The 19,362-nt window shown below is 67.3% G+C and carries 14 protein-coding genes and 1 pseudogene; 9 read left to right on the forward strand and 6 right to left on the reverse strand.

Annotation, left to right across the window (positions count from 1 at the left end; translation table 11 throughout):
- The first annotated feature begins 254 nt into the window (after nucleotides 1-254).
- The 3 genes from ACQEXA_RS54640 (at nucleotide 255) to ACQEXA_RS54650 (ending at nucleotide 4,425) form a co-directional block, all read left to right on the forward strand.
- Nucleotides 255-1,604, forward strand: coding sequence for an ISL3 family transposase (locus ACQEXA_RS54640; protein ID WP_432920902.1), 1,350 nt, complete (start codon nucleotides 255-257; stop codon nucleotides 1,602-1,604).
- Between the two features lie 57 nt (nucleotides 1,605-1,661).
- A complete protein-coding gene (locus ACQEXA_RS54645; protein ID WP_432921204.1) occupies nucleotides 1,662-2,663 on the forward strand; it encodes a transposase in 1,002 nt (333 codons plus the stop codon).
- A 469-nt stretch (nucleotides 2,664-3,132) separates the two neighbouring features.
- On the forward strand, nucleotides 3,133-4,425 hold the full coding sequence (locus ACQEXA_RS54650) for an IS701 family transposase (RefSeq protein ID WP_433134805.1): 1,293 nt from the start codon (nucleotides 3,133-3,135) through the stop codon (nucleotides 4,423-4,425).
- Between the two features lie 113 nt (nucleotides 4,426-4,538).
- Here the strand turns inward: ACQEXA_RS54650 and ACQEXA_RS54655 are convergent, their stop codons facing one another.
- The 3 genes from ACQEXA_RS54655 to ACQEXA_RS54665 form a co-directional block, all read right to left on the reverse strand.
- Nucleotides 4,539-6,011, reverse strand: a complete 1,473-nt coding sequence (locus ACQEXA_RS54655; protein WP_432921195.1) for an FAD-dependent monooxygenase — start codon at nucleotides 6,009-6,011, stop codon at nucleotides 4,539-4,541.
- Between the two features lie 362 nt (nucleotides 6,012-6,373).
- Nucleotides 6,374-6,817 (reverse strand): VOC family protein, encoded by a 444-nt coding sequence (locus tag ACQEXA_RS54660; protein WP_433133867.1) that lies wholly within the window; start codon nucleotides 6,815-6,817, stop codon nucleotides 6,374-6,376.
- Between the two features lie 591 nt (nucleotides 6,818-7,408).
- Complete coding sequence (locus ACQEXA_RS54665; RefSeq protein WP_432921189.1) at nucleotides 7,409-7,996, reverse strand: TetR/AcrR family transcriptional regulator; 588 nt, start codon at nucleotides 7,994-7,996, stop codon at nucleotides 7,409-7,411.
- 378 nt (nucleotides 7,997-8,374) lie between these two features.
- Here ACQEXA_RS54665 and ACQEXA_RS54670 point away from each other — a divergent pair, with 378 nt between their 5' ends.
- Nucleotides 8,375-9,124 (forward strand): SDR family oxidoreductase, encoded by a 750-nt coding sequence (locus ACQEXA_RS54670; protein ID WP_390747414.1) that lies wholly within the window; start codon nucleotides 8,375-8,377, stop codon nucleotides 9,122-9,124.
- A 161-nt stretch (nucleotides 9,125-9,285) separates the two neighbouring features.
- Here ACQEXA_RS54670 and ACQEXA_RS54675 read toward each other — a convergent pair.
- Nucleotides 9,286-10,289 (reverse strand): annotated as a pseudogene (locus ACQEXA_RS54675) (IS5 family transposase).
- A gap of 570 nt (nucleotides 10,290-10,859) precedes the next feature.
- Nucleotides 10,860-12,305, reverse strand: coding sequence for an aldehyde dehydrogenase family protein (locus ACQEXA_RS54680; protein WP_432921185.1), 1,446 nt, complete (start codon nucleotides 12,303-12,305; stop codon nucleotides 10,860-10,862).
- Between the two features lie 518 nt (nucleotides 12,306-12,823).
- Between ACQEXA_RS54680 and ACQEXA_RS54685 the strand changes: the two genes are divergently transcribed.
- Entirely contained in the window at nucleotides 12,824-12,982 is a 159-nt protein-coding gene (locus ACQEXA_RS54685) for a hypothetical protein (RefSeq protein ID WP_432921182.1), read from the forward strand.
- Between the two features lie 99 nt (nucleotides 12,983-13,081).
- Complete coding sequence (locus ACQEXA_RS54690; protein WP_432921179.1) at nucleotides 13,082-14,284, forward strand: IS1380 family transposase; 1,203 nt, start codon at nucleotides 13,082-13,084, stop codon at nucleotides 14,282-14,284.
- A gap of 148 nt (nucleotides 14,285-14,432) precedes the next feature.
- Here the strand turns inward: ACQEXA_RS54690 and ACQEXA_RS54695 are convergent, their stop codons facing one another.
- Complete coding sequence (locus ACQEXA_RS54695; RefSeq protein WP_433133869.1) at nucleotides 14,433-15,050, reverse strand: DUF6230 family protein; 618 nt, start codon at nucleotides 15,048-15,050, stop codon at nucleotides 14,433-14,435.
- Between the two features lie 267 nt (nucleotides 15,051-15,317).
- On the opposite strand from ACQEXA_RS54695, the gene ACQEXA_RS54700 reads away from it, so the two are divergent.
- From ACQEXA_RS54700 to ACQEXA_RS54710, 3 genes are all read left to right on the forward strand, one after another.
- A complete protein-coding gene (locus ACQEXA_RS54700; protein ID WP_432921173.1) occupies nucleotides 15,318-15,533 on the forward strand; it encodes a hypothetical protein in 216 nt (71 codons plus the stop codon).
- Nucleotides 15,534-16,515: 982 nt separating this feature from the next.
- The gene (locus tag ACQEXA_RS54705) at nucleotides 16,516-17,763 is read left to right on the forward strand and encodes an ISL3 family transposase (RefSeq protein WP_433133871.1); all 1,248 of its coding nucleotides are present in this window, start codon (nucleotides 16,516-16,518) and stop codon (nucleotides 17,761-17,763) included.
- 82 nt (nucleotides 17,764-17,845) lie between these two features.
- Entirely contained in the window at nucleotides 17,846-19,315 is a 1,470-nt protein-coding gene (locus ACQEXA_RS54710) for a transposase (RefSeq protein WP_432928856.1), read from the forward strand.
- Nucleotides 19,316-19,362 lie beyond the last annotated feature (47 nt).

The raw sequence follows: 19,362 nt of genomic DNA on the forward strand, positions 1-19,362 counted from the left end.
AAGCTCCAGGGCGTTTACCTCATGTATTCAGCTATAAAAGCGATCTGATGCACCGACAGTGGAAGGGTGTCTCCCACCTGCGATGATCTGGATTGCCGGGTCTTCGAACTTGATGGGGGTGCGGCGGTGACGGGCGGGCTGGCCGGTCACTCTGTGTGAGGTGGTTGGGGTGCGGGTGGCCCAGATGCAAGGAGCCCGCGGGCCTTCGTGATCATGGTTGTTGTCTAGGCAACCGATCATGAAACCCCACGGGCTTGAACATCGACGATACCGGGATCAACGAGGCGGCAACGCGACTTCTGGGGCTGGAGGGGGTGAGTGTGACGCAGGTCAAGGACGATGGGGCGGGCGGTTCGACGGTGTACGTGGTCACGAACGAGGACTCCGCCCGGGCCTGCCCCGCCTGCGGGGTCTTCGCCACCCGGCTGAAGGACTACCGCACCACCCGGCCCAGACACCTGCCCAGCGGTGGGCGCCCGGTGAGCATCCGATGGCGCAAGGCACGCTGGCACTGCACCGACCCCGCGTGCCCACGCGGCTCGTTCACCGAGGCGATACGCGCGGTGCCCGCGGGGATGCGCACCACCACCGCCCTGCGCCAGGCGGCGGGGGCCGCGGTCTGCGACGGCGGCCGCACCGTCGTGCAGGCCGGCCGCGACCTGCACCTGAGCTGGCCGATCGTGCAGCAATGCTTCGAGGACTACGCCGCCCAGGTCCTGCCCGAGACCCCGCCCGCGACCTCGGCGATAGGGATCGACGAGACCCGGCGGGGCAAGCCGGTGTGGAAGCAGAACCCGGCCACGGAGAAGTGGGAACTCGTCGCGGACGCCTGGCACATCGGTTTCGTCGACGCGATCGGCGGACAAGGGCTGTTCGGCCAGGTCGAGGGCCGTAACGCGGCCTCGGTCGCCGACTGGCTCACCGCCCAGCCCGCCTCCTGGCGCGAGCAGGTCCGCTACGTCGCCATCGACCTGTGCTCCACCTTCCGTGCCGCCGTCCAGCGTGCCCTGCCGCATGCGGCCGTGGTCGTCGACTGCTTCCACATCGTCCAACTCGCCCAGCGCCACCTCGCCGACCTGCGCCGCCGCCTCACCTGGAAGCAGCACGGCCGCCGAGCCCGCAAAGGCGACAGCATCTACACCGTCCGCAAACTCCTGCGCCGAAACAAAGAAGACCTCACCGAGGACCAACACACCCTCTTTAAGGTCGAGTTGGACCACATGGGCACCTACGGCCGACAGATCTACACCGCCTGGCAGGCCAAAGAACTCCTGCGCGACCTCCTGCACCTCGCCGTCAGCCGCGCCCACACCACCCCCGACCACTCCGCGATCTCCGCCGCCCGCCACCGCTTCCTCGCCCACGTCGCCGACCACGCCCACCTGCCCGAACTCGTCACCCTCGCCGAGACCATCGAGCAGTGGTGGGACGGCATCGAGACCTACCTGACCACTGGAATCACCAACGCCGCCTCCGAAGGCAACAACCGCCTCATCAAACTCGAAGCGCGTAACGCCTTCGGCTTCCGGAACCGAGCCAACCAACGACTCCGGTCACGCTGTGCAACCACACGCCGGAGCCGCCGGGAGGCGCACCCCCACTAAATTCGAAGACCCGGATTGCCTAGATCAAGAACGTCGCGAGGAAGAGACACCCAACAGGTGCGGGCTACCGAATGGGATCACCGGCTCGGTGTGCGGGCCGACGGCAAGCGTCTCGTCGGACATGCGGGGGTGGTGCTGCTGAGGAAGGTCGCCGACCGTGTGGGGCTGACCCGTGCTCTGGCCGCCGCGCTTCCGGGGGGTGCCGGCCCGGGCTGGCGGGACCGGGGCATGGTGCTGGTCCAGCTGGCCTGCGCGATCGCTCTCGGCGCGACGAGCGTTCTGGGAGCCGTGCAACTGCAGTACCAGTGGCGGGCGTTGTTTCCGAAACCAGTCTCGGACCGCACGTTGCGACGCGCCCTGGAGGCGATCGACGGCCCGGTCGCGGCGCGCGTCGAGCGGGTCCGCGCCGTGATACGCCGCCTGGTGTGGACCTGGTTGGCCCTGCGGGCCGCCGGCTTTCCCTGGATCTCGGTGTGCGGCCGGCAGCTGACCGGCTGGTACGTCCTCGATCTCGACGCCACCGTCGTGGCCTGCACCAGCCGGAAAGAAGGGGCGGCGGGCACGTTCAAGGGCACCTGGGGGCATCACCCGCTGGGGGCGTGGGTGGCCAACACCCGCGAGTGCGTGGCGATGCTGCTGCGGCCCGGCAACGCGGCCGCCAACGACGTCGCCGACCACAAGACGGTTCTGGCCACCGCCTTGCGGCAGCTCCCGCTGCCGCTGTGGTCACCCTGCTGCGAGGGCTCGCCACGATCACCGAGGCCGAGGACGACCCGGCCTCCTTCATCGCACCAGACCTTCTTCTCAGCTTCTGGCGCCCCTTCGAAGCGGACGACGAACCCGACGAGGAACAGGGCTATCACTTCACCTCGGTCCTCCTGGCTCGACCCGGCTACTACGACACACTCGCTGAAGCCGCTGCCAGACTCCGCGCAGCTGGACACCAGAAGCCGTGACCTGACGAGTTCGGCTGGTGACGATCCACCCCGTTACCACCGCCTATCAGAGTGGAAGGGCCTCATCAACCATGGTCTTCAGGTCTGCCGGCAGATCAGGTGAGTCCCGCCAGTTCTGGGCGATCAGCAAGAGCGCGACCCATGCGTCACGCGCCTCAGCGTTCGACTGCCCGGAAAAAACCGCGTCTAGCACTCGCCTGGCAAGACCGTCGACAACCTCATACAGGGCATTCGAGACCTTGCTCACGTCATCCAGAGGCGAGCCCGCAGCATGAGACGGTGCACCGTCGAGCCTGATGGTGACTGAGACGGCCGAGTATGTCCTTCCATGGAGGAAGTCACGAAGGCTGCCAACTTGATGACGAGACGGCAGAAGCGGCTGATCAGGACTCTGAGACACACCGTCACCCTATTTGAAGCGGGACCGTCGCTAACGTCCCTCACACAGCAGCGAAGCCCTGAGCTGCAACTAGTACTCCAGCTGTAGATCGTGATCTTGCTGGTGGGGCCGGTGCGGAGACGGGTGCGGCCACCGTTGATCATCGTGAGTTGTGTGGACTTACGAAGAGACGGTGGCCGCAGGTCACAGCATAGATCCCGCGCGTTGGCGGGAGGCGTTCGAGGGTCTGTTGGGGCGGATCGCGGGCCGGTTCAAGCGGGTTGAGCCCCGGCGCCGGGCCGAGCGGCTCGTGCTCGGGCTGCTGTCGGACCTGCCGAGAAAGAACTGCTGGACGATCGCGGAGTGGGCCGGGGAGGCCGGCCCGCACGGCATGCAGCATCTGCTGTGCCGGGCCGTTTGGGATGCCGATGCCGTCCGTGACGACGTGCGCGAATACGTGGTCGAGCACCTCGGCGACGAGGCCGCGGTGCTGGTCGTGGACGAGACCGGGGACGTGAAGAAGGGCACCCACACCGTCGGTGTCCAGCGCCAGTACACCGGAACGGCCGGGCGGATCGAGAACTCCCAGGTCGCGGTCTACCTCATCTACGCGGGCGAACGGGGGCATGCGGCGGTGGACCGGGAGCTGTACATCCCGCGCTCTTGGACGTGCGACCCGGATCGTTGCCGGGCAGCGGGGCTCGGCGAGGACACCGTTTTCGCGACCAAGCCGGAACTGGCCCGGGTGATGATCGAACGGTTCCTGGACGCCGGACACCGCGTCGGCTGGATCACGGGGGACGAGGTCTACGGCGGCAATCCGAAGCTGCGGGCGGCTTTGGAGGAGCGCGGTATCGGCTATGTCCTCGCGGTGGCCTGCTCGGCCGAAGTGACCACCGGCGCGGGCACGTTCCGCGCTGACGCCCTGGCGCGGAAGGTGCCGAAGCGGGCCTGGCAGAAGCTGTCGGCCGGGCCCGGTGCGAAGGGGCAGCGGTTCTACGACTGGGCCGTCATCGACCTCGTCGAGGCGGCACCAGGCAGCCGCCAGCTGTTGATCCGCCGCAACCGCACCACCGGTGAACTCGCCTACTACCGCTGCTATTGCACCGAGCCGGCGCCACTGGCCGCCCTGGTCAGGGTCGCCGGCTCCAGGTGGCGTGTGGAAGAGACCTTCCAGACCGAGAAGGGGCTGGCGGGACTCGATGAGCACCAGGTCCGCCGCTACCCCTCCTGGGCCCGCTGGGTCACCCTGGCCATGCTCGCCCATGCCTTCCTTGCTGTCGTCCGCGCCGACGAACACGCCCGCCGTTCCGGGCCCGCCGACCTGGTCCCGCTGTCCTGCAACGAGATCCAGCGCCTATTCATCGTCGCCGTCCAGCCCCTGCACGACATGGCCCACCGACTCGGCTGGTCCGACTGGCGACGCCGCCATCAGCAGCGATCACGCACCAGCCATTACCGGCGACAAGCCGCGTCCCAGACATGAAGATCACGATGTACAGCTGGAGTACTAGGCCACATAGACCCGAGATAACGGTCGTCGTTATCGCCTACATCGAGGTCTAATTCAGACCATCGGCTGGCGCTCTGGCCTGCCGGTCACTGCCCGCCAGACCCGGCTACCCCGCACCATTCGGTCAGTGCTTGGCGGGCGGCGTCGATGCGACGTTCAGGCGACTGGTCCGAGATGGCCCACGCGATATAGGCGTCTGGTCTGACCAGAACGCTTTTCTTGGTGGCCCCCTTGGGTGACACGATCTCGACCTCGCCGGCCCACTCTGTGATGAGTGAGGGGAGGCGTTCGGTGTCGGCCGGGGTGACAAGGATGAACCGTCGCTTGCGGAGGGCTTCGTAGAGTCTGCGTCCGTCGGTGAGGGGGATGTCAGGTGCCCGCTTGCCGACGAGGGGGTGTGCGCCGGCCGGTGCGGCGTAGGAGATGTCGATTCCCGAGATTGCCTTGGCCAGTCGTCGGGCCACTGGTGGGGTTTGCAGCACCGTACGCGCTGAGAGGTCACGGAGGCCGCACAGTGCCCGTGGTGTGGTGAGGACGCCGCGGAGCAGTGCGCCGCTCATCCGCAGGACCCGGTGTCCTACCGGGTGCCGTTCGTTCTGGTAGCTCTCGAGCAGGGCCTCGGGTGCGCGTCCGCGCTGAACGGCCGCGAGTTTCCAGCTCAGGTTTGCGGAGTCCTGGATGCTGGTGTTGAGGCCCATGCCGCCGGCGGGGGAGTGGACGTGGGCGGCGTCGCCGACGAGGAACACCCGGCCTACCCGGTAGCGGGGGGACTGGCGTTCGTCGCTGTGGAATCGGGAGAGCCAGCGGGGGTCGTGCATGCCGAAGTCGCTGCCGAGCGCCTGGCGGGCGACGTCTTTGATTTCTTCTAGATCGACCGATGCGTCGTCGGGCATGGGGTGGTGGCGATTCCATGCCATGACCCTGAACCAGCCGTCGCCGAATGGGACGACGATGGCGAAGGCGTCTCCGATCGCTGCCACGGTGGGCGGCTTCTTCGGCGGGTCGGCCATGCGGACGTCTGCGAGCATCATGGAGCGGACGGCGGAGCGGCCGGGGAACGGGAGGCCGAGGGACTGGCGCACGCAGCTGTTCCGTCCGTCTGCGCCGACTACGTAGTCTGCGCGCAGGCTGTGTTCAGTGCCGGCTGGTGTCTTCACGGTGACGTCGACACCGGTGGGGTCTTGCTGGAGACCGGTCACTTCGTGGGCCCGCATGATGTTCACGCCGTGTGTCAGGGCGCGGGCCAGGAGTAGTCGCTCGGTGTTGTACTGGGGCGTCACGAGTACGTGGGGATATCGGGTCGGCAGGTGCGAGAGATCGATCCGCAGGAATTGCAGGATCGGGTTGCGCAGGCCGGTCAGCAGCAGGTCGTCGGCCAGGCCGCGGGCGTCGAGTTGTTCCATCGTTCGGGCGTGGACGGCGAATGCGCGGGTTAGCTGGGATTCCCCTTCTCGCCGTTCCACGACGGTGCAGCGCACTCCGGCCTCGGCCAGGTCACCTGCGAGTAGCAACCCTGCTGGACCAGCACCGACGACCAGCACGTCAATGTCGGATCCCATAGTCTGTCCTCCGCGTCGACAGAACGATTAGTACGACGGGTGATTATCAGACTGCCGTCCGCCGCCAGCGGTGATGTTCAGGGCGGGTGGGTGACCGTGCCCGGGAGTTCACTCGGGTGGTGTAACCCGTGGCTTCTCCTGACCGTGCAAGCGCCCGCAGCATCGTATGGACCACCGTACGAGACGGGCCACTTCCCCGCCTGTCAGGCATCGGCCCGGAGGCGCTCCCTAACCGCGTCCCGGACAGCCGCGTTCGGAGCGGCTGAACCTGGCTCGGAGGCCAGGGCGATCGCGCGCCGTCTCCACAGTGCGCGTCCGGTCCTGTGCCGCATGGATGGACGGAGCGCGATCGGTTCGCCGTGTCAGCCGATCGGGCTTGCGCCCTGCTGGAAGACGTTGATGAGATTTCCGTCGTTGTCACGGATCGCGGTCGAGATGCTGCCGTCGCCGAGGTCCATCTGCTCCCAGACGGTCGTCACGCCCAGGTCACGGAAGGTGCGGGTCACGCTGGCGAGGTCCTCGACGCGGAAGACCAGGGCCTTGTTGCCGATCGGGCGGATGTGGGCGTGGGGCTCTGCCGTCAGTTCGGGGATCCGCACACCGCCCGCGGGCTGAAGGAGTTCGAGCCGGAACCCGGGGCCCTCCAGGAAGGCGACGTCGGCTCCGATGGCGTCGAAGCGGGACTTCGCCAGCAGGGTGAGGCCGAACACCCGGTTCCACCACTGGATCGACGCGTCGAGGTCACTGACGGTAATCGTCACGTTGTGAAGGCTGTAGGCGAAGGGCGGCTGGGCAGCGGTGGTCATGGTGATCACTTTTCGTTGGGCGTGTGCAGTCGTTTGCGGTGGGGCACGCGAGACCCTCGCGCAGTCCCGCCCGGCTTCTCTCTGCCGTGCAGCGGAACAGGCTGTGCCCGTCAGCCGCCGACCCGACGTCCACTTGCAGTAGCGAATCCGCGGGTCGCAGCTCAAAGGTAGGCCTTATGGACCGCACAGTCAAGAACGTATGTCCTCTTCAGGTGCATTGTGAAGTCAGTGGATCATTGCACCAGTTGACGGCTCGCCGCCAGCATGCGGAAGAGAGGCGCGAACGAAGTCCTGCGCGGACTTGGGGAGCTGGAGACCTCGCCCCCAGGGCCCGTGGGCAATGGTCCGGCGCCGTCGGCTGCCAGAGCGTCGTCTGGCCCGCGTTGAGGCGCAGCCGCACGGCCGGAGAGCCTGCTCAAGGGCATGGCGAAAGGGGCAGGCTGTCAACCGCGCTGGAGCGGGCGCCCGGGCCACTCGTGGGGGTGTTCGGAGGGTAGGTGCGCCGGACGCTCGCACGCCGACTCAAGCAGGCCCACCCGGATCCCTGCCTGTTGGCACATCACCTGGGAAAGGTGCCGGCCCGCAGGATAGTCAGGTCCGGGACAGCTGCTTGAGGGCGGCCTGGCTTATCTGCAGCAGAGCTGAGCCGTCCATGTCGGTCTTCGCGAGAAACTCGATGCCCTGCATGACGGCAAGGAGCAGTCGCCCGAGCTCCTGGGCGTCCGCGCTCGGTTCGACCGTCCCCTCGTCCTGGGCTTCCTTCACGCAGGCGATCAGAAGATCTTCGACCGCTTGATAGCTGGTCCGGGCCCGGGAGACGACATCCGGATCATTGCTGTGCAGCTCGGACGTGCTGTTGACCAGAAGACAGCCGCGCCGCTGCGGGTCCTCCGTGAATCCCTTGGCCACCCCCTCAACCAGCAGGGTCAGGCGTTCGAAGGCCGTACCGGGCCCGGTGAGGACCGCCCGGACGCCGTTCAGCTGTTCGTCGCGGTAGCCGTCCAGCACGTGCAAGAACAGCTGCCGCTTGTCGCCGAAGGCCCCGTACAGGCTCCCCTTGCCCAGTCCCGTGGCGTCCGTCAGGTCCTGCAGTGACGTAGCCGCGTAGCCCTGATTCCAGAACTGCTCGCGCGCAGATTTCAGTACCTGGTTCTCGTCGAAATTCCGCGGTCGTCCCATGTTCAACAGCATACGTTGTTCTTGACCTATCGGTCCAGATTGTGAGGTGCCGTCCCGGCCGTACGGAGCGCCGGGAGGGCCGGGCGGTCTCTCCGTCATCGCAGCACAGGGCGGCAGGCCGCGCGATGGCGGGGGTGCGTGATGCATGGCTCCCGGTCGGAGCCTTTCGCGGCGCCCCTCGCGGACGGGCCGGCGTCGGCCAGCCTGTCGCTGCTCGGAGGTGTGGATGCAGTCACGTTTTTGTCCGTGCGGTCCATAACGCGGTTCTTTACCGTACAGTCCATAACTGGGCCCGGGACCGTCCGGTTCGGGCTGTAATGCCGCAGTGACACTTGGTGCACGTCTTCTGGCGTTCGCACCGGACAGGGGTAAACGATCATGGGACAGCTTGACGGGAAGACGGCAGTCGTCACCGGAGGCAACAGCGGAATCGGACTGGCCACCGCCAAGCGATTCGCACGTGAGGGCGCGCACGTGTTCATCACGGGCCGCCGGCAGGAGGCTCTCGACGCCGCGCTGGTCGAGATCGGTGGGGAAGCCACCGCTGTCCGGGGCGACGTCGCGAACCTCGCGGACATCGACCGCCTCTACGCGGCTGTCGCCGAGCAAGGCCGGTCCATCGACGTACTGTTCGCCAACGCGGGCGGCGGTGAGTTCGCCGCTCTTCAGCAGGTCACCGAGGAGCACTTCGACGCCACCTTCAACATCAACGTGCGAGGCATGCTCTTCACCGTTCAGAAGGCCATTCCGCTGCTCAATGACGGCGCCTCGGTGATCCTGACCGGATCGACTGCCGCCACCTCAGGCGGCGCCGCCTTTGGCGTGTACGCCGCGTCCAAGGCCGCAGTCCGTTCTTTCTCCCGCACCTGGGCCAACGAACTCAGCGGCCGCGCGATCCGAGTGAACACCCTGGTGCCCGGCCCGATCGTCACCCCGGGCATCACCGGCCTGGCCGCGGACGCCGACCAGGCCGCGAAGATGAGGGACGTCTTTGCCAGCCAGATTCCGCTGGGCCGGATGGGGCACCCGGACGAGGCCGCAGCTGCCGCACTGTTCCTCGCAAGCAATGAGAGCAGCTTCGTCACCGGATCCGAGCTGTTCGTAGATGGCGGACTCAACCAGATCTGACCGAAGCCATACAGCCGGCGGAAGCGGCAGAAGACACGAGCCCTTCCCCCGGCAGGGCCCCACAAGGCACGAATCACCCCGAGCCCCTCCGCCGCTGCGGGAACGACCCGTCACCGACGCTCTTGCCCATGGTGACGGCTAGGGCGCGTATTTGGTTGTGATCAATGGGCGGTCCGGGTGAGGTCCCTGATCCAGATCATCGAGGCGCGCAGGTGGAGGCCGGCGAGGTAGCTGTCTGGGGTCTTGTCGTATCGGGTGGCGATGCCTCGCCAGGCCTTGAGTTTGTTGATCAGACGCTCGACGGCGTTCCGTTCCTTGTAGAGGTCGGCGTCGTGGCTGACGGGCCGTCCGCCTCTGGAGCCCTTCTTCCTCCGGTTGGCGGCCTGGTCCTTCTTCTCCGGGATGACTGCCTTGATGCGGCGTTTCCGCAGGTGGGCGCGGTTGCCGCGGGACGAGTAGGCCTTGTCCCCGGCTACCGCGTCGGGGCGGGTGCGGGGGCGACCGACGGGGCCGCGGACCCGTATTTTCTTGAGCACGGGGATGAATTGCGGGCTGTCGGCGGCCTGGCCTGCAGTCAGGACGAACGCCAGCGGGCGGCACTTGCGGTCGGCGGCGAGATGGACCTTGCTGGTCTGCCCGCCCCTGGAGCGTCCGAGGAGAGCGGCCTTCAGCCGGAGTTTTCGTCGGCGCCGAATGCGTCGTCGTTCTTCCCGCTCGCGGCCGTTTCCGGCGTCCTGCCCGTCTTGTCCTTCCGGACTGCCCCCTTTGACCTGGCCTTTTCCTCCTCGGCGGCGGCGTTCTCCAGTGCGGTGAGCACGTCCTCGCTCAGGTGCATCCCGGCGGCGTCGTGGTGAGCGCGTGCGGTGGTGGAGTCGACGCTGACCAGGGACAGGTCCACCTCGCCCCGCTTCGCGGCCTCCGCGATCAGCCCCTCCAGCAGGGCCTCGAACACGCCGGCGTCACGCCACTGACGGAAGCGGTTGGAGACGGTCGACCAGGCGCCGAACTCCTGCGGCATCTCCCGCCACTGCCCGCCGGTCTTGAACCGCCAGATCACGCCCTCGAACTGCTGCCGCAGGCGCTCGGGGTAAGGGCCGTACTCGCCGATCGGCAGGTACGGCCCGATGAACTCCCACTCTTCGTCTGTCAGTTGCACTCGCGTCACGCAAGACGATCTACCGGATCAGACCTCGGCACGAGGGCAAATCCACAAGATTGATCGCGACTCGATACGCGCCCTAGCAGTCCGCCGCTGCGCCCATGGAAAAGACGCCTGCTTCTGAGCGCCGGCACCGGCGTAAGCAACATGAGGGGGGCCCGGTCGTTAGCGGCCGGACCCCACTCCTATGGTGCCGTGCGCGTCAGATCACCACCGCTACCCTCGTCCGCGGCCGTCGCCCACGCCCGTGCAGAGCGTGACGAACCCGAGCAGCCACAGCACCAGGAAGGCGGGCGCCACCCGCCAAAGGGACTTGACGGCGAACCCGCACCGAACGGGACGCGTGCGAAAGCAGAACGAGCAGCAGGGAAGCCATGGTTGTCGACGTCGTGTGCCGTGGCCTGCCCTGCTGCAGCTCCTTCAGCCCGTAGCCCGCTGAACCGGACCAGAGGATGTCGAGCTGCTCAGCCGATTCTGCACGGCGGCCGGCGACGGCGGGTTCGGGTCCGACGCCGGCCTGCCCTCCACGACCGGCGGCCAGCGCGCAGCACGGCATCCGACGGGAGGGCCTTGCTACTACAGCGCAAGGTCAGTGAGGACCAGCACGCGCTCGTAGGTGTAATCCATCATGGCGAACTTCACTCCTTCGCGGCCGACACCGGACTGCTTGACCCCGCCGTAGGGCATCTGGTCGGCGCGATAGGAGGGCACGTCGCCGATCACGACTCCGCCGACCTCCAGAGCCCGATGCGCTCGGAAGGCAGCCTGCAGGTCGCGTGTGAACACGCCTGTCTGCAGCCCGTACTTGGAGTCGTTCACGGCCGCGAAAGCCTCGGCCTCACCGGACACCTTGAGCACCGTGAGAACTGGCCCGAAGACCTCCTCGCAGGCCAGGGTCGTGTCTGCCGGAACATCCGCGAGGACCGTAGGCGCGTACGAGGCGCCCTCCCGCTTGCCGCCCGTATACAGCGTGGCCCCGGAACCGACGGCTTCGGCGACCCACGACTCGACGCGGCATGCTGCGTCCTCACTGACAAGCGGACCCACATCGGTTCGGTCATCCGAGGGGTCGCCGGTGACCTGAGACTCGACGGCTGCGACGATAAGCGGCAGCAGTCGGTCGTACACCGCGGCGTCGGCTATGACACGCTGCACGGAGATACAGGACTGCCCGCCCTGATAGTTGGAGAACACAGCGATACGCTTGGCGGCCCAGTCAAGATCCTCGTCGCTCGCAAAGTCGGCCAGCACCACGGCCGCGCCGTTCCCGCCGAGCTCCAGTGTGCAGTGCTTCCTGGGGACCGAGTCCATGATGGCGTACCCGACCCTCTCGGAGCCGGTGAACGAGATGACCGGCAGGCGCTCGTCCTGCACCAGCCCCGGCATCCGCTCATTGGCGACGGGAAGGATGCTCCATGAACCGGCCGGCAGTTCGGTCTCGGCAAGCAGGTCACCGATGATCAGGCCCGAGAGCGGAGTATTGGGCGCCGGCTTCAGGATGATCGGGGCGCCGGCCGCGATAGCCGGGGCGACTTTGTGGGCACATTGGTTCAGCGGGAAGTTGAACGGCGTGATCCCCAGCACAACGCCCTTCGGGAAGCGGCGGGTGAGCGCGAGCCGGCCCTGGCCGCCGGCGTCAGTGTCCAGCCGCTGAGCCTCGCCACTGTTGAAGCGGCGCGCTTCCTCCGCGGCGAACCTGAACACGGACACCGCACGGCCGACCTCGCCGCGAGCCCATTTGATCGGCTTTCCGTTCTCCGCGGATATGAGCTGCGCGATCTCCTCGCTGCGCTCCACGAGGCGCTTGCTCACGTGGTCGAGCGCGGCGGCACGCACATATGCCGGCGTAGCCGCGAACTCATCGCGAACGGCGTATGCCGACGCCACCGCCTCCTCGACCTGCTCGTCGGTGGGAACACTGACCTTTCCGATGAGCTGCCCGGTCCAGGGGGAGCTAATAGCCAAGGTCGTCTCACCACTGGCCGCGCGGCCGGCGAGCCAGAAAGCACGGGTGGGAATCATGTCCTGTCACGGCCCTTTACGTCTGAAGGTGCGCTGACGTGCATCCGCCAGCAGTTAAACCGTAGGACCGCTGAGGTGACAGACGTTTTGTACGTGGTGTAGTGATCGCATGCAGGCGCATGCCGGAAGGTAGGCTTTCGCGCGGCGGTCCATCCTTCGGACGGTGACTCGCGGTTATCGACGTTCGATACGAGACCAGTGACCGACGCCCGTCGCACCATTGGTTCTTTCGACACCCGATCCTGGTGTGACTGCCCGACGGAACCTGCTCGACGCGCTGATGTCTCGCGTACTAGCTTCCCGCGGACGGGGCTGCGGAAAGGAATTCCTCAACGCTGAGTGTCGCGTGCGAAATGAGCGGATACCGCAAGATCATGGCATCGTAGGCAGGGCGTCCACCGACCTCATGAATTCAGCTACGGATGTGACCTGACGCCTCGACAGAAGAAGGGTGCCTCCCACCTGCGATGATCTGACTGCTGAGATCAAGAACGTCGCGAGGAAGAGACACCCAACAGGTGCAGGCTACCGAATGGGATCGCCGGCTCGTCGTGCGGGCCGACGGCAGGAACCTGGTCGGCCACGCGGGGGTGGTGCTGCTGCGGAAGGTCGCCGACCGCGTCGGGCTGACCCGGGCCCTGACTGGCGCGCTTCCGCTGGGCATCGGGCCGGGGTGACGGGATCGCGGGATGGCGCTGATCCAGCTGGCCTGCACGATCGTGCTCGGCGCGAGGAACATCCTGGAGGCCGAGCAACTCTAGTACCACTGGCGGTCGTTGTTGCCGCGCCCGGTCTCCGATAGCACCCTGCGCCGCACCCTGCAGGCGATCGACGGCCCGGTGGCCGCGCGGGTGGAGCGCGTGCGCTCCACGATCCGGCGCGTGGTGTGGACCATGCTCGCCCTGCGCCCCGGCGGATTCCCCTGGATCTCGGTGTGCGGGCGGGAGCTCACCAGCTGGTACGTCCTCGATCTCGACGCCACCATCGTGACCTGCACCAGCAGGAAGGACGGCGCGGCCGGCACGTTCAAGGGCTCGTTCGGGCATCATCCGCTGGGGGCGTGGGTGGCCAATACCCGCGAGTGCGTCGCCCTGCTTCTGCGGCCCGGCAACGCCGCCGCCAACGACGTCGCCGACCACAAGGGCGTCCTGGCCGCCGCACTGCGGCAACTCCCGCTGCCGCTGTGGTCGAAGCTGCTGGTCCGGATCGATGGCGCGGCCTTCAGTCACGCCCTGCTGGAGCACCTGCAGGCGCTGACCAGGAGCCGGCGCCGGGTGCGCTGGGTGACCGGCTGGGCGATCAACACCGCGGACGAGCAGGCCATCGCACTGCTGCCCGAGGACGTGTGGACCGCCGCACTGCGGCAGGACGGCGAGGTCCACAAGATCAAGGGCCCGGACGGCCAGTGGCTCTCCTACCAGGTCGCCGAGCTGACCGGGGTGCGCGACCTGACCGGCTGGCCCACCGGGATGCGGCTGACCGTGCGCCGAGTCAAACCGTCCCGGCGGGATGAGAAGAAGCTGACGGTCTTCGAGAAGCGCACCGGCTGGCGCTATCAGGTCGTCGCCACCAACATCCCCGCCCACCACGGGCTTTCCGGGGTTCCGGCCTCCGGGCAGGTGTGGTTCGTCGACGCCTTGTATCGCGATCACGCAGAGGTGGAGGATCGCGTGAAAGCGATCAAGAGGGTCGGCCTGGGCCTGCTGCCCTCGAAGTCCTGGCAACTCAACGCCGCCTGGGTGCTGGCCGCCACCCTCGCCGCCGACCTCGACGCCTGGACACGGCTCCTCCTCCTGCACGACGAACCCGAACTCGCCGCCGCGGAGCCGGAGACGATCCGGATGAAGCTGTATCACCTGCCCGCCCGGCTCACCGCCCACGCCCGCACCCGCACCCTGCACCTCGACCGCACCTGGCCCTGGACAACGGCGTTCACCACCGCCTGGCAGCGGGCCACCCAGCTTCCGGCCCTCACCTGACGGCCGGCACCACCCCGACGACACCGGAGAGGAGAGGACCGCATCACCCTCGGGCCCGTGGAACCCGACGCCCCCGCAACGTCACGCGACGGCCAGTCCCGACACGGCACGGGACATATCGGGCAGCCAGCCGCCCACCGCGGCGACGTCAGCCTTCGGAAGAATCGAGGTTGATGCCCCTATAGAATCTCACCCTGCTTCCGCTCGTAGTGACGATATCGGCGCTCGTGGCCACCACGATTTGCTTGGAGTTGGTCACCAGGATGGAATCGGCCTCATCTGCCCGACTTGCGGGGTTAGTTTTGTCCCCCGCCCTGACGCCCGGCCCATTTCTGCTAGCGCCGACGGCGATGCCGGTGACCGACTTCCTCAGTGTGTAAGAACTGGAACTGCTTTGGATTACATCGTTGTATGTGTCGCGCGCCACGACTTGCGCTGCGGTGAGCTTTACCGTGAATGTGCCGATGAGCGGGAAGTCTCGAACGACTGTGGATTGACAAAGGCCCATGGTCTTTGACTCCTTCAGGCCCGAGACCAGGACTGGAACAATCTTCCCCTCGTATACCCTGTCATATGCAGTGTACGAGATCAGCCCCTCGCCTTTGATGCGTTCAGAGGAGCTCTTAGATTTCTCACTGGAGATAAGGTACGACGCGGCAAGTACGCCCTTAGCCATGTCCACGGAGAGGGCCGCTCCGGCAGTGAGGCTTGGCAGCGTGACGAAGGCGAACAGTTTCCATCTGATCCTGCCGCGCGTACCAGGCACGACTCATCCTCGCTTTCGGCGCTGCATGTAAGACTCATCCGTCGCCGCCTGGGAGGGGCAATGTGGGCAGCTTCACTAGGGCCACAGTCGGGCCGAGTTGCCGATGTGAATTAATCACGGAGCAGTGCATACCTCCAGGCCGGCTACATAGGCTGAAAGGGAATGAGGAGGCTGCATGGCTGCATTCGATGATATACACAGACTCACTTACAGGCCTTGTTCTGATGGCCGTCAATCGGGTGAAATGGCAGGTCTGGCCGCAGGGCAGTGCAGCTTTGCGACGACGTCTACGGACCTGCCGGCGGCATCCCCAACCTGGTCCGTATCGACGGCGGCTCCGACTTCCTCTCCAACACCGTCACTTCCGCCTTCGCGGCGCTGGCCGTCCCCGTCCAGCGGGTGCGCCACGCGCACCTCAAAGGCGGTCAGCAGAGCGATGACGGCAACCAGCGCGCTGGAGAGAAGAGCGAGAGCAAGGACTGACACGACAAATCTCCCTGCAGCGGGATCCGTTGACGTGCCGAATGTCGTGCAACTGATGTTCGCCAGGGTTCGCCTGCAGGAACATGAACACCGACGAACACATCATGAGGACCGGGTCTGCCATAGCGTCGCCACGGGCGTTCGGATTGCCGGGTCGCGCACCGAGGCCACTTTAGCGACGATGATCTCCACGAGGCCCCAGCCGGTCTTTGGCTCCTTGCCGCGGGCGGGCTCCGAGCGAGGCAGGGCTTATCGTGGGCTCCGGTCGCGTGGCTGGCTCGAGAAGTGACGATCGAGCGTTCGCTCAGGCCTGCGACGCCGTGTCGGCCCAGGTCCCGTCATTCGGGTACAGGGATCTGACCCGTCTCACCCCCGAACGCGTAGCCCGGTTTCTGCAGGCTCTCAGCGTGCCCGAGACCACGGTGCTCGCGGCCGCGGTCGCCGCCGGGATCACCCCGGCCGTGGTCCACCAGAGGCGCAAGCGCGACCAGGAGTTCGGCGCGGCTTTGGATGCCGGCACGTGCCACCGCGCGCAAGACCGGCTGACGGCAAGGGCTCGCCTTGCGGGCCTGCGGTGTGGTGTCTGCCCGGGCCTGGCTCACAGCAGATGGCAACCAGCCTCACTGGACAGCCCTCAGCGCGGCTCAGCCACCCGTGGTGTCCCATTTCCAACGACCGCAGGTGTCGCCGATGTACCAGGGTTTGTCGACGCAGACCCGGTACTTGATGCTCTGCCCCGCTGTGAAATGACGCCAGTAGTCCGAGTGTGTGCCGCAGCCCCCGGAGTTCGGAATGGTTCGTCGACTGGCTCCAGCCCTTTGATGGGTCTTCGAACTTGAGCGGTGCGTCTCATCAGGGACGCTGACTGTTCGTCACGGTGGGTGATATGCGTGGCGGGACTGGCCCCCGGACGCAGGACGCCCGTGGTCCTGGTTGATCATTTCTGTTCTCTACGCAGAAGGATCATTGGGGAGCCACGGGCTTGGTCAACGATACGACGTTGCTGCTGGGTCTCGACGGGGTGTCCGTCGTGCGGGTCGAGTCACTGGCCGACGGGACGCGTCGGGTGCACCTGACCACGGCGGACGAGGCGGCGCGGGCCTGCCCCTCCTGCGGGGTCATCGCCTCCCGGGTGAAGGGGCCGGCGGTGACCCGGCCGTGTGACATCCCCTACGGAGAGCGGAGGTTGGAGTTCTTCTGGCACAAGCGCCGCTGGTGGTGCCGCGAGCCGGAGTGCCCGAGGAAGTCGTTCACCGAGAGCATTGCCCAGATACCGGCCGGAGCGCGGATCACCGCCCGGCTGCGCCAGGCGGCTGGGCGCCGGGTGCGCGATGCCGGCTCCACGGTCATCCAGGCTGCCCGCGACCTGCATCTGTCCTGGCCGACGGTGATGCGCGCCTTCCGTATATCGGCGCGCGAGGTCGTCGACGCCCCGCTGCCCAAGGTGACGGTGCTGGGCATCGACGAGACCCGGCGGGGCAAGACGAAGTGGGAGCAGGACCCCGAAAGCGGCAAGTGGCATCTGACCCGGGACCGGTGGCACACCGGGTTTGTCGACGCGCTGGGCCACGGCGGGCTGCTTGGCCAGGTCGAGGGCCGCGCCGTCGCCGACGTCCTGGCCTGGCTGTCCACCACACCGCTGACCTGGCGCAAGAACATCCGCCACGTCGCCATCGACATGTCGGCCACCTACCGCGCCGCGATCCGCACCGGCCTGCCCGACGCCATCGTCGTGGTCGACCACTTCCACGTCGTCCAGCTCGCCAACAAGATGCTCTCCATGGTCCGGCGCCGCACCACCGCCGAGGTCCGCGGGCGGCGTGGACGCGCCAGTGACCCGGAGTGGAAGGCGAGGCGGCGCCTGCTGCGCAATCGCGAGGACCTCACCGATGAGCAGTTCGCGAAGATGTGGAACCCGCTGCTGGCCGAGGGGAAGATCGGCCGCGTCCTGCTGACCGCATGGATTGCCAAGGAATCCCTGCGCAACCTCCTCGCCCTGGCCCGCACCGGCGCCGACCGCCACCGCATCGGCCACGCGCGGTGGAAGTTCCTGACCTGGTGCGCGGACGCCGATATCCCCGAAGTCCGCCAGCTCGCCGTCACCGTCGACCGCTGGTGGACCGAGATCTCCGCGCTCATCGACACCGGCCACAGCAACGCCAAGAGCGAGGGGATCAACCGCGTGATCAAGCTCGTCGCGCGCGCCGCCTTCGGGTTCCTTGCATTTTGAGTTCCCGGTCACTCCGGGTGATGCGGGCTGGTCGGGGGCGGGACGGATTCCGCGGTTCTTATGACAACAGGGCGGCCTTTGCATGATCGTGTCTTCTCGCCACGAGTTGACAGTCGATCAGGCAAAGGCCGTGATGCACACTCTTCCTTCTCCCACGCCCGGTGTCGATGCCCTGCATGAACTGGCCGCGTTTCGAAGTCAGTTGCGCTCCTGTTTGTACCGTCGGGGCGATGCGCTGTTCGAACTCGCCGATGCGATGCTGTGCACCGCTGGTCCGGTGCAGTCGCCGGTGGAGCTGTCGCTGGAGCCGGAGTTCCTCCGGCGGCACAGTTCGGTGTACGACGCGCTGCACCACGGAGGGGTCTCGGCCGACCGGCTGCGGCAGGCCCTGGTCCAGCGCCTGTCCCCGGCCCGGGCGGGCGAGCCGCTGATGTTCGCCATCGACACCACCCCGCTGGCCCGTCCCGACGCGCGCTTCGCCGACCAGCGGACCATGGTGATGGTCCGCACCAAGGGGCCGGACATGTTCCTGCCCGGCTGGGACTACAGCATCCTGGTCGGCATCGGCTGGGGCGCCACCTCCTGGGTGCAGCCGCTGGAGGCGCGGCGGGTGCGCCCCACCGAGCAGGCCGGCGAGGTCGCCCTGCGGCAGATCCGCACCCTGCTGGCAGACCTGCAGGCCACCCGCCGCTGGCAGCTGGGCGACCCGCCCCCGTTGATCCTGCTGGACGCCGGCTACCGGGGCGCGGAACTGGCCACCGAGCTGGACTGCCTGCCCGTCCAGCTCCTGGTGCGACTGCGCGGCAACCGGCGCTTCCACTTCGACCCGCCGCCAAGGCTGCCCGGCACCAACGGGCGCCCCCAGCGGCACGGCGCGGAGTTCTCCTGCGCCCGCCCCGACACCCGCCCGGCCCCCGACAGCGAAGTCAGCCTTGACAGCGACCGGTACGGGAAGGTGACCATCCGCGCCTGGCACAACCTGCACCAGCAGCTGACCCGCCGCTCCAGTTGGTGGAGCGACTGGCCCGAGGACGAGTCCCTACCCATCGTGCGCGGCACCGTCCTGCAGGTGCAGGTCGAGCGGCTGCCGCACGGCGGCGGCACGGAGAAGGACTTGTGGCTGTGGCACCTTGGCCCCCAGCCCGCCGACCCCGTTCTGATGTGGATGGCGTACATGCGCCGCTTCGACCAGGAACACTTCCACCGGTTCGTCAAGGGCCACCTCGGCCTGGGCGCCGCGCGCCTGGACGCAGCCGAAGCCGTCGACCGGTGGATAGCGCTCGTCCTGGCCGCATACGCGCAGCTGTATCTCGCCCGGGACCTCGTCGACGATCTCCGCCGCCCCTGGCAGGCCCGTCCGCCCGTCGACGCCACCTTGAGCCCCTACCGGGTCCGGTTGGGGTTTCGCCGCCTCCGCGCGAAACTGCCCGCGATCACCAGGGCGCCGAAACCCCGGCCCGCAGGGCCCGGCCGCCCCAAAGGCTCACGGAACAGGCCGAAACTTCCCCGCCCTACCTACAGACCCCCGACCAGCCCGCATCACCCGGAGTGACCGGGAACTCAAAATGCAAGGGTTCCGTCCCTTCAGCTGTAGATCAT

The organism is Streptomyces sp. CA-106110, from assembly GCF_050936285.1.
GTDB lineage: Bacteria > Actinomycetota > Actinomycetes > Streptomycetales > Streptomycetaceae > Streptomyces.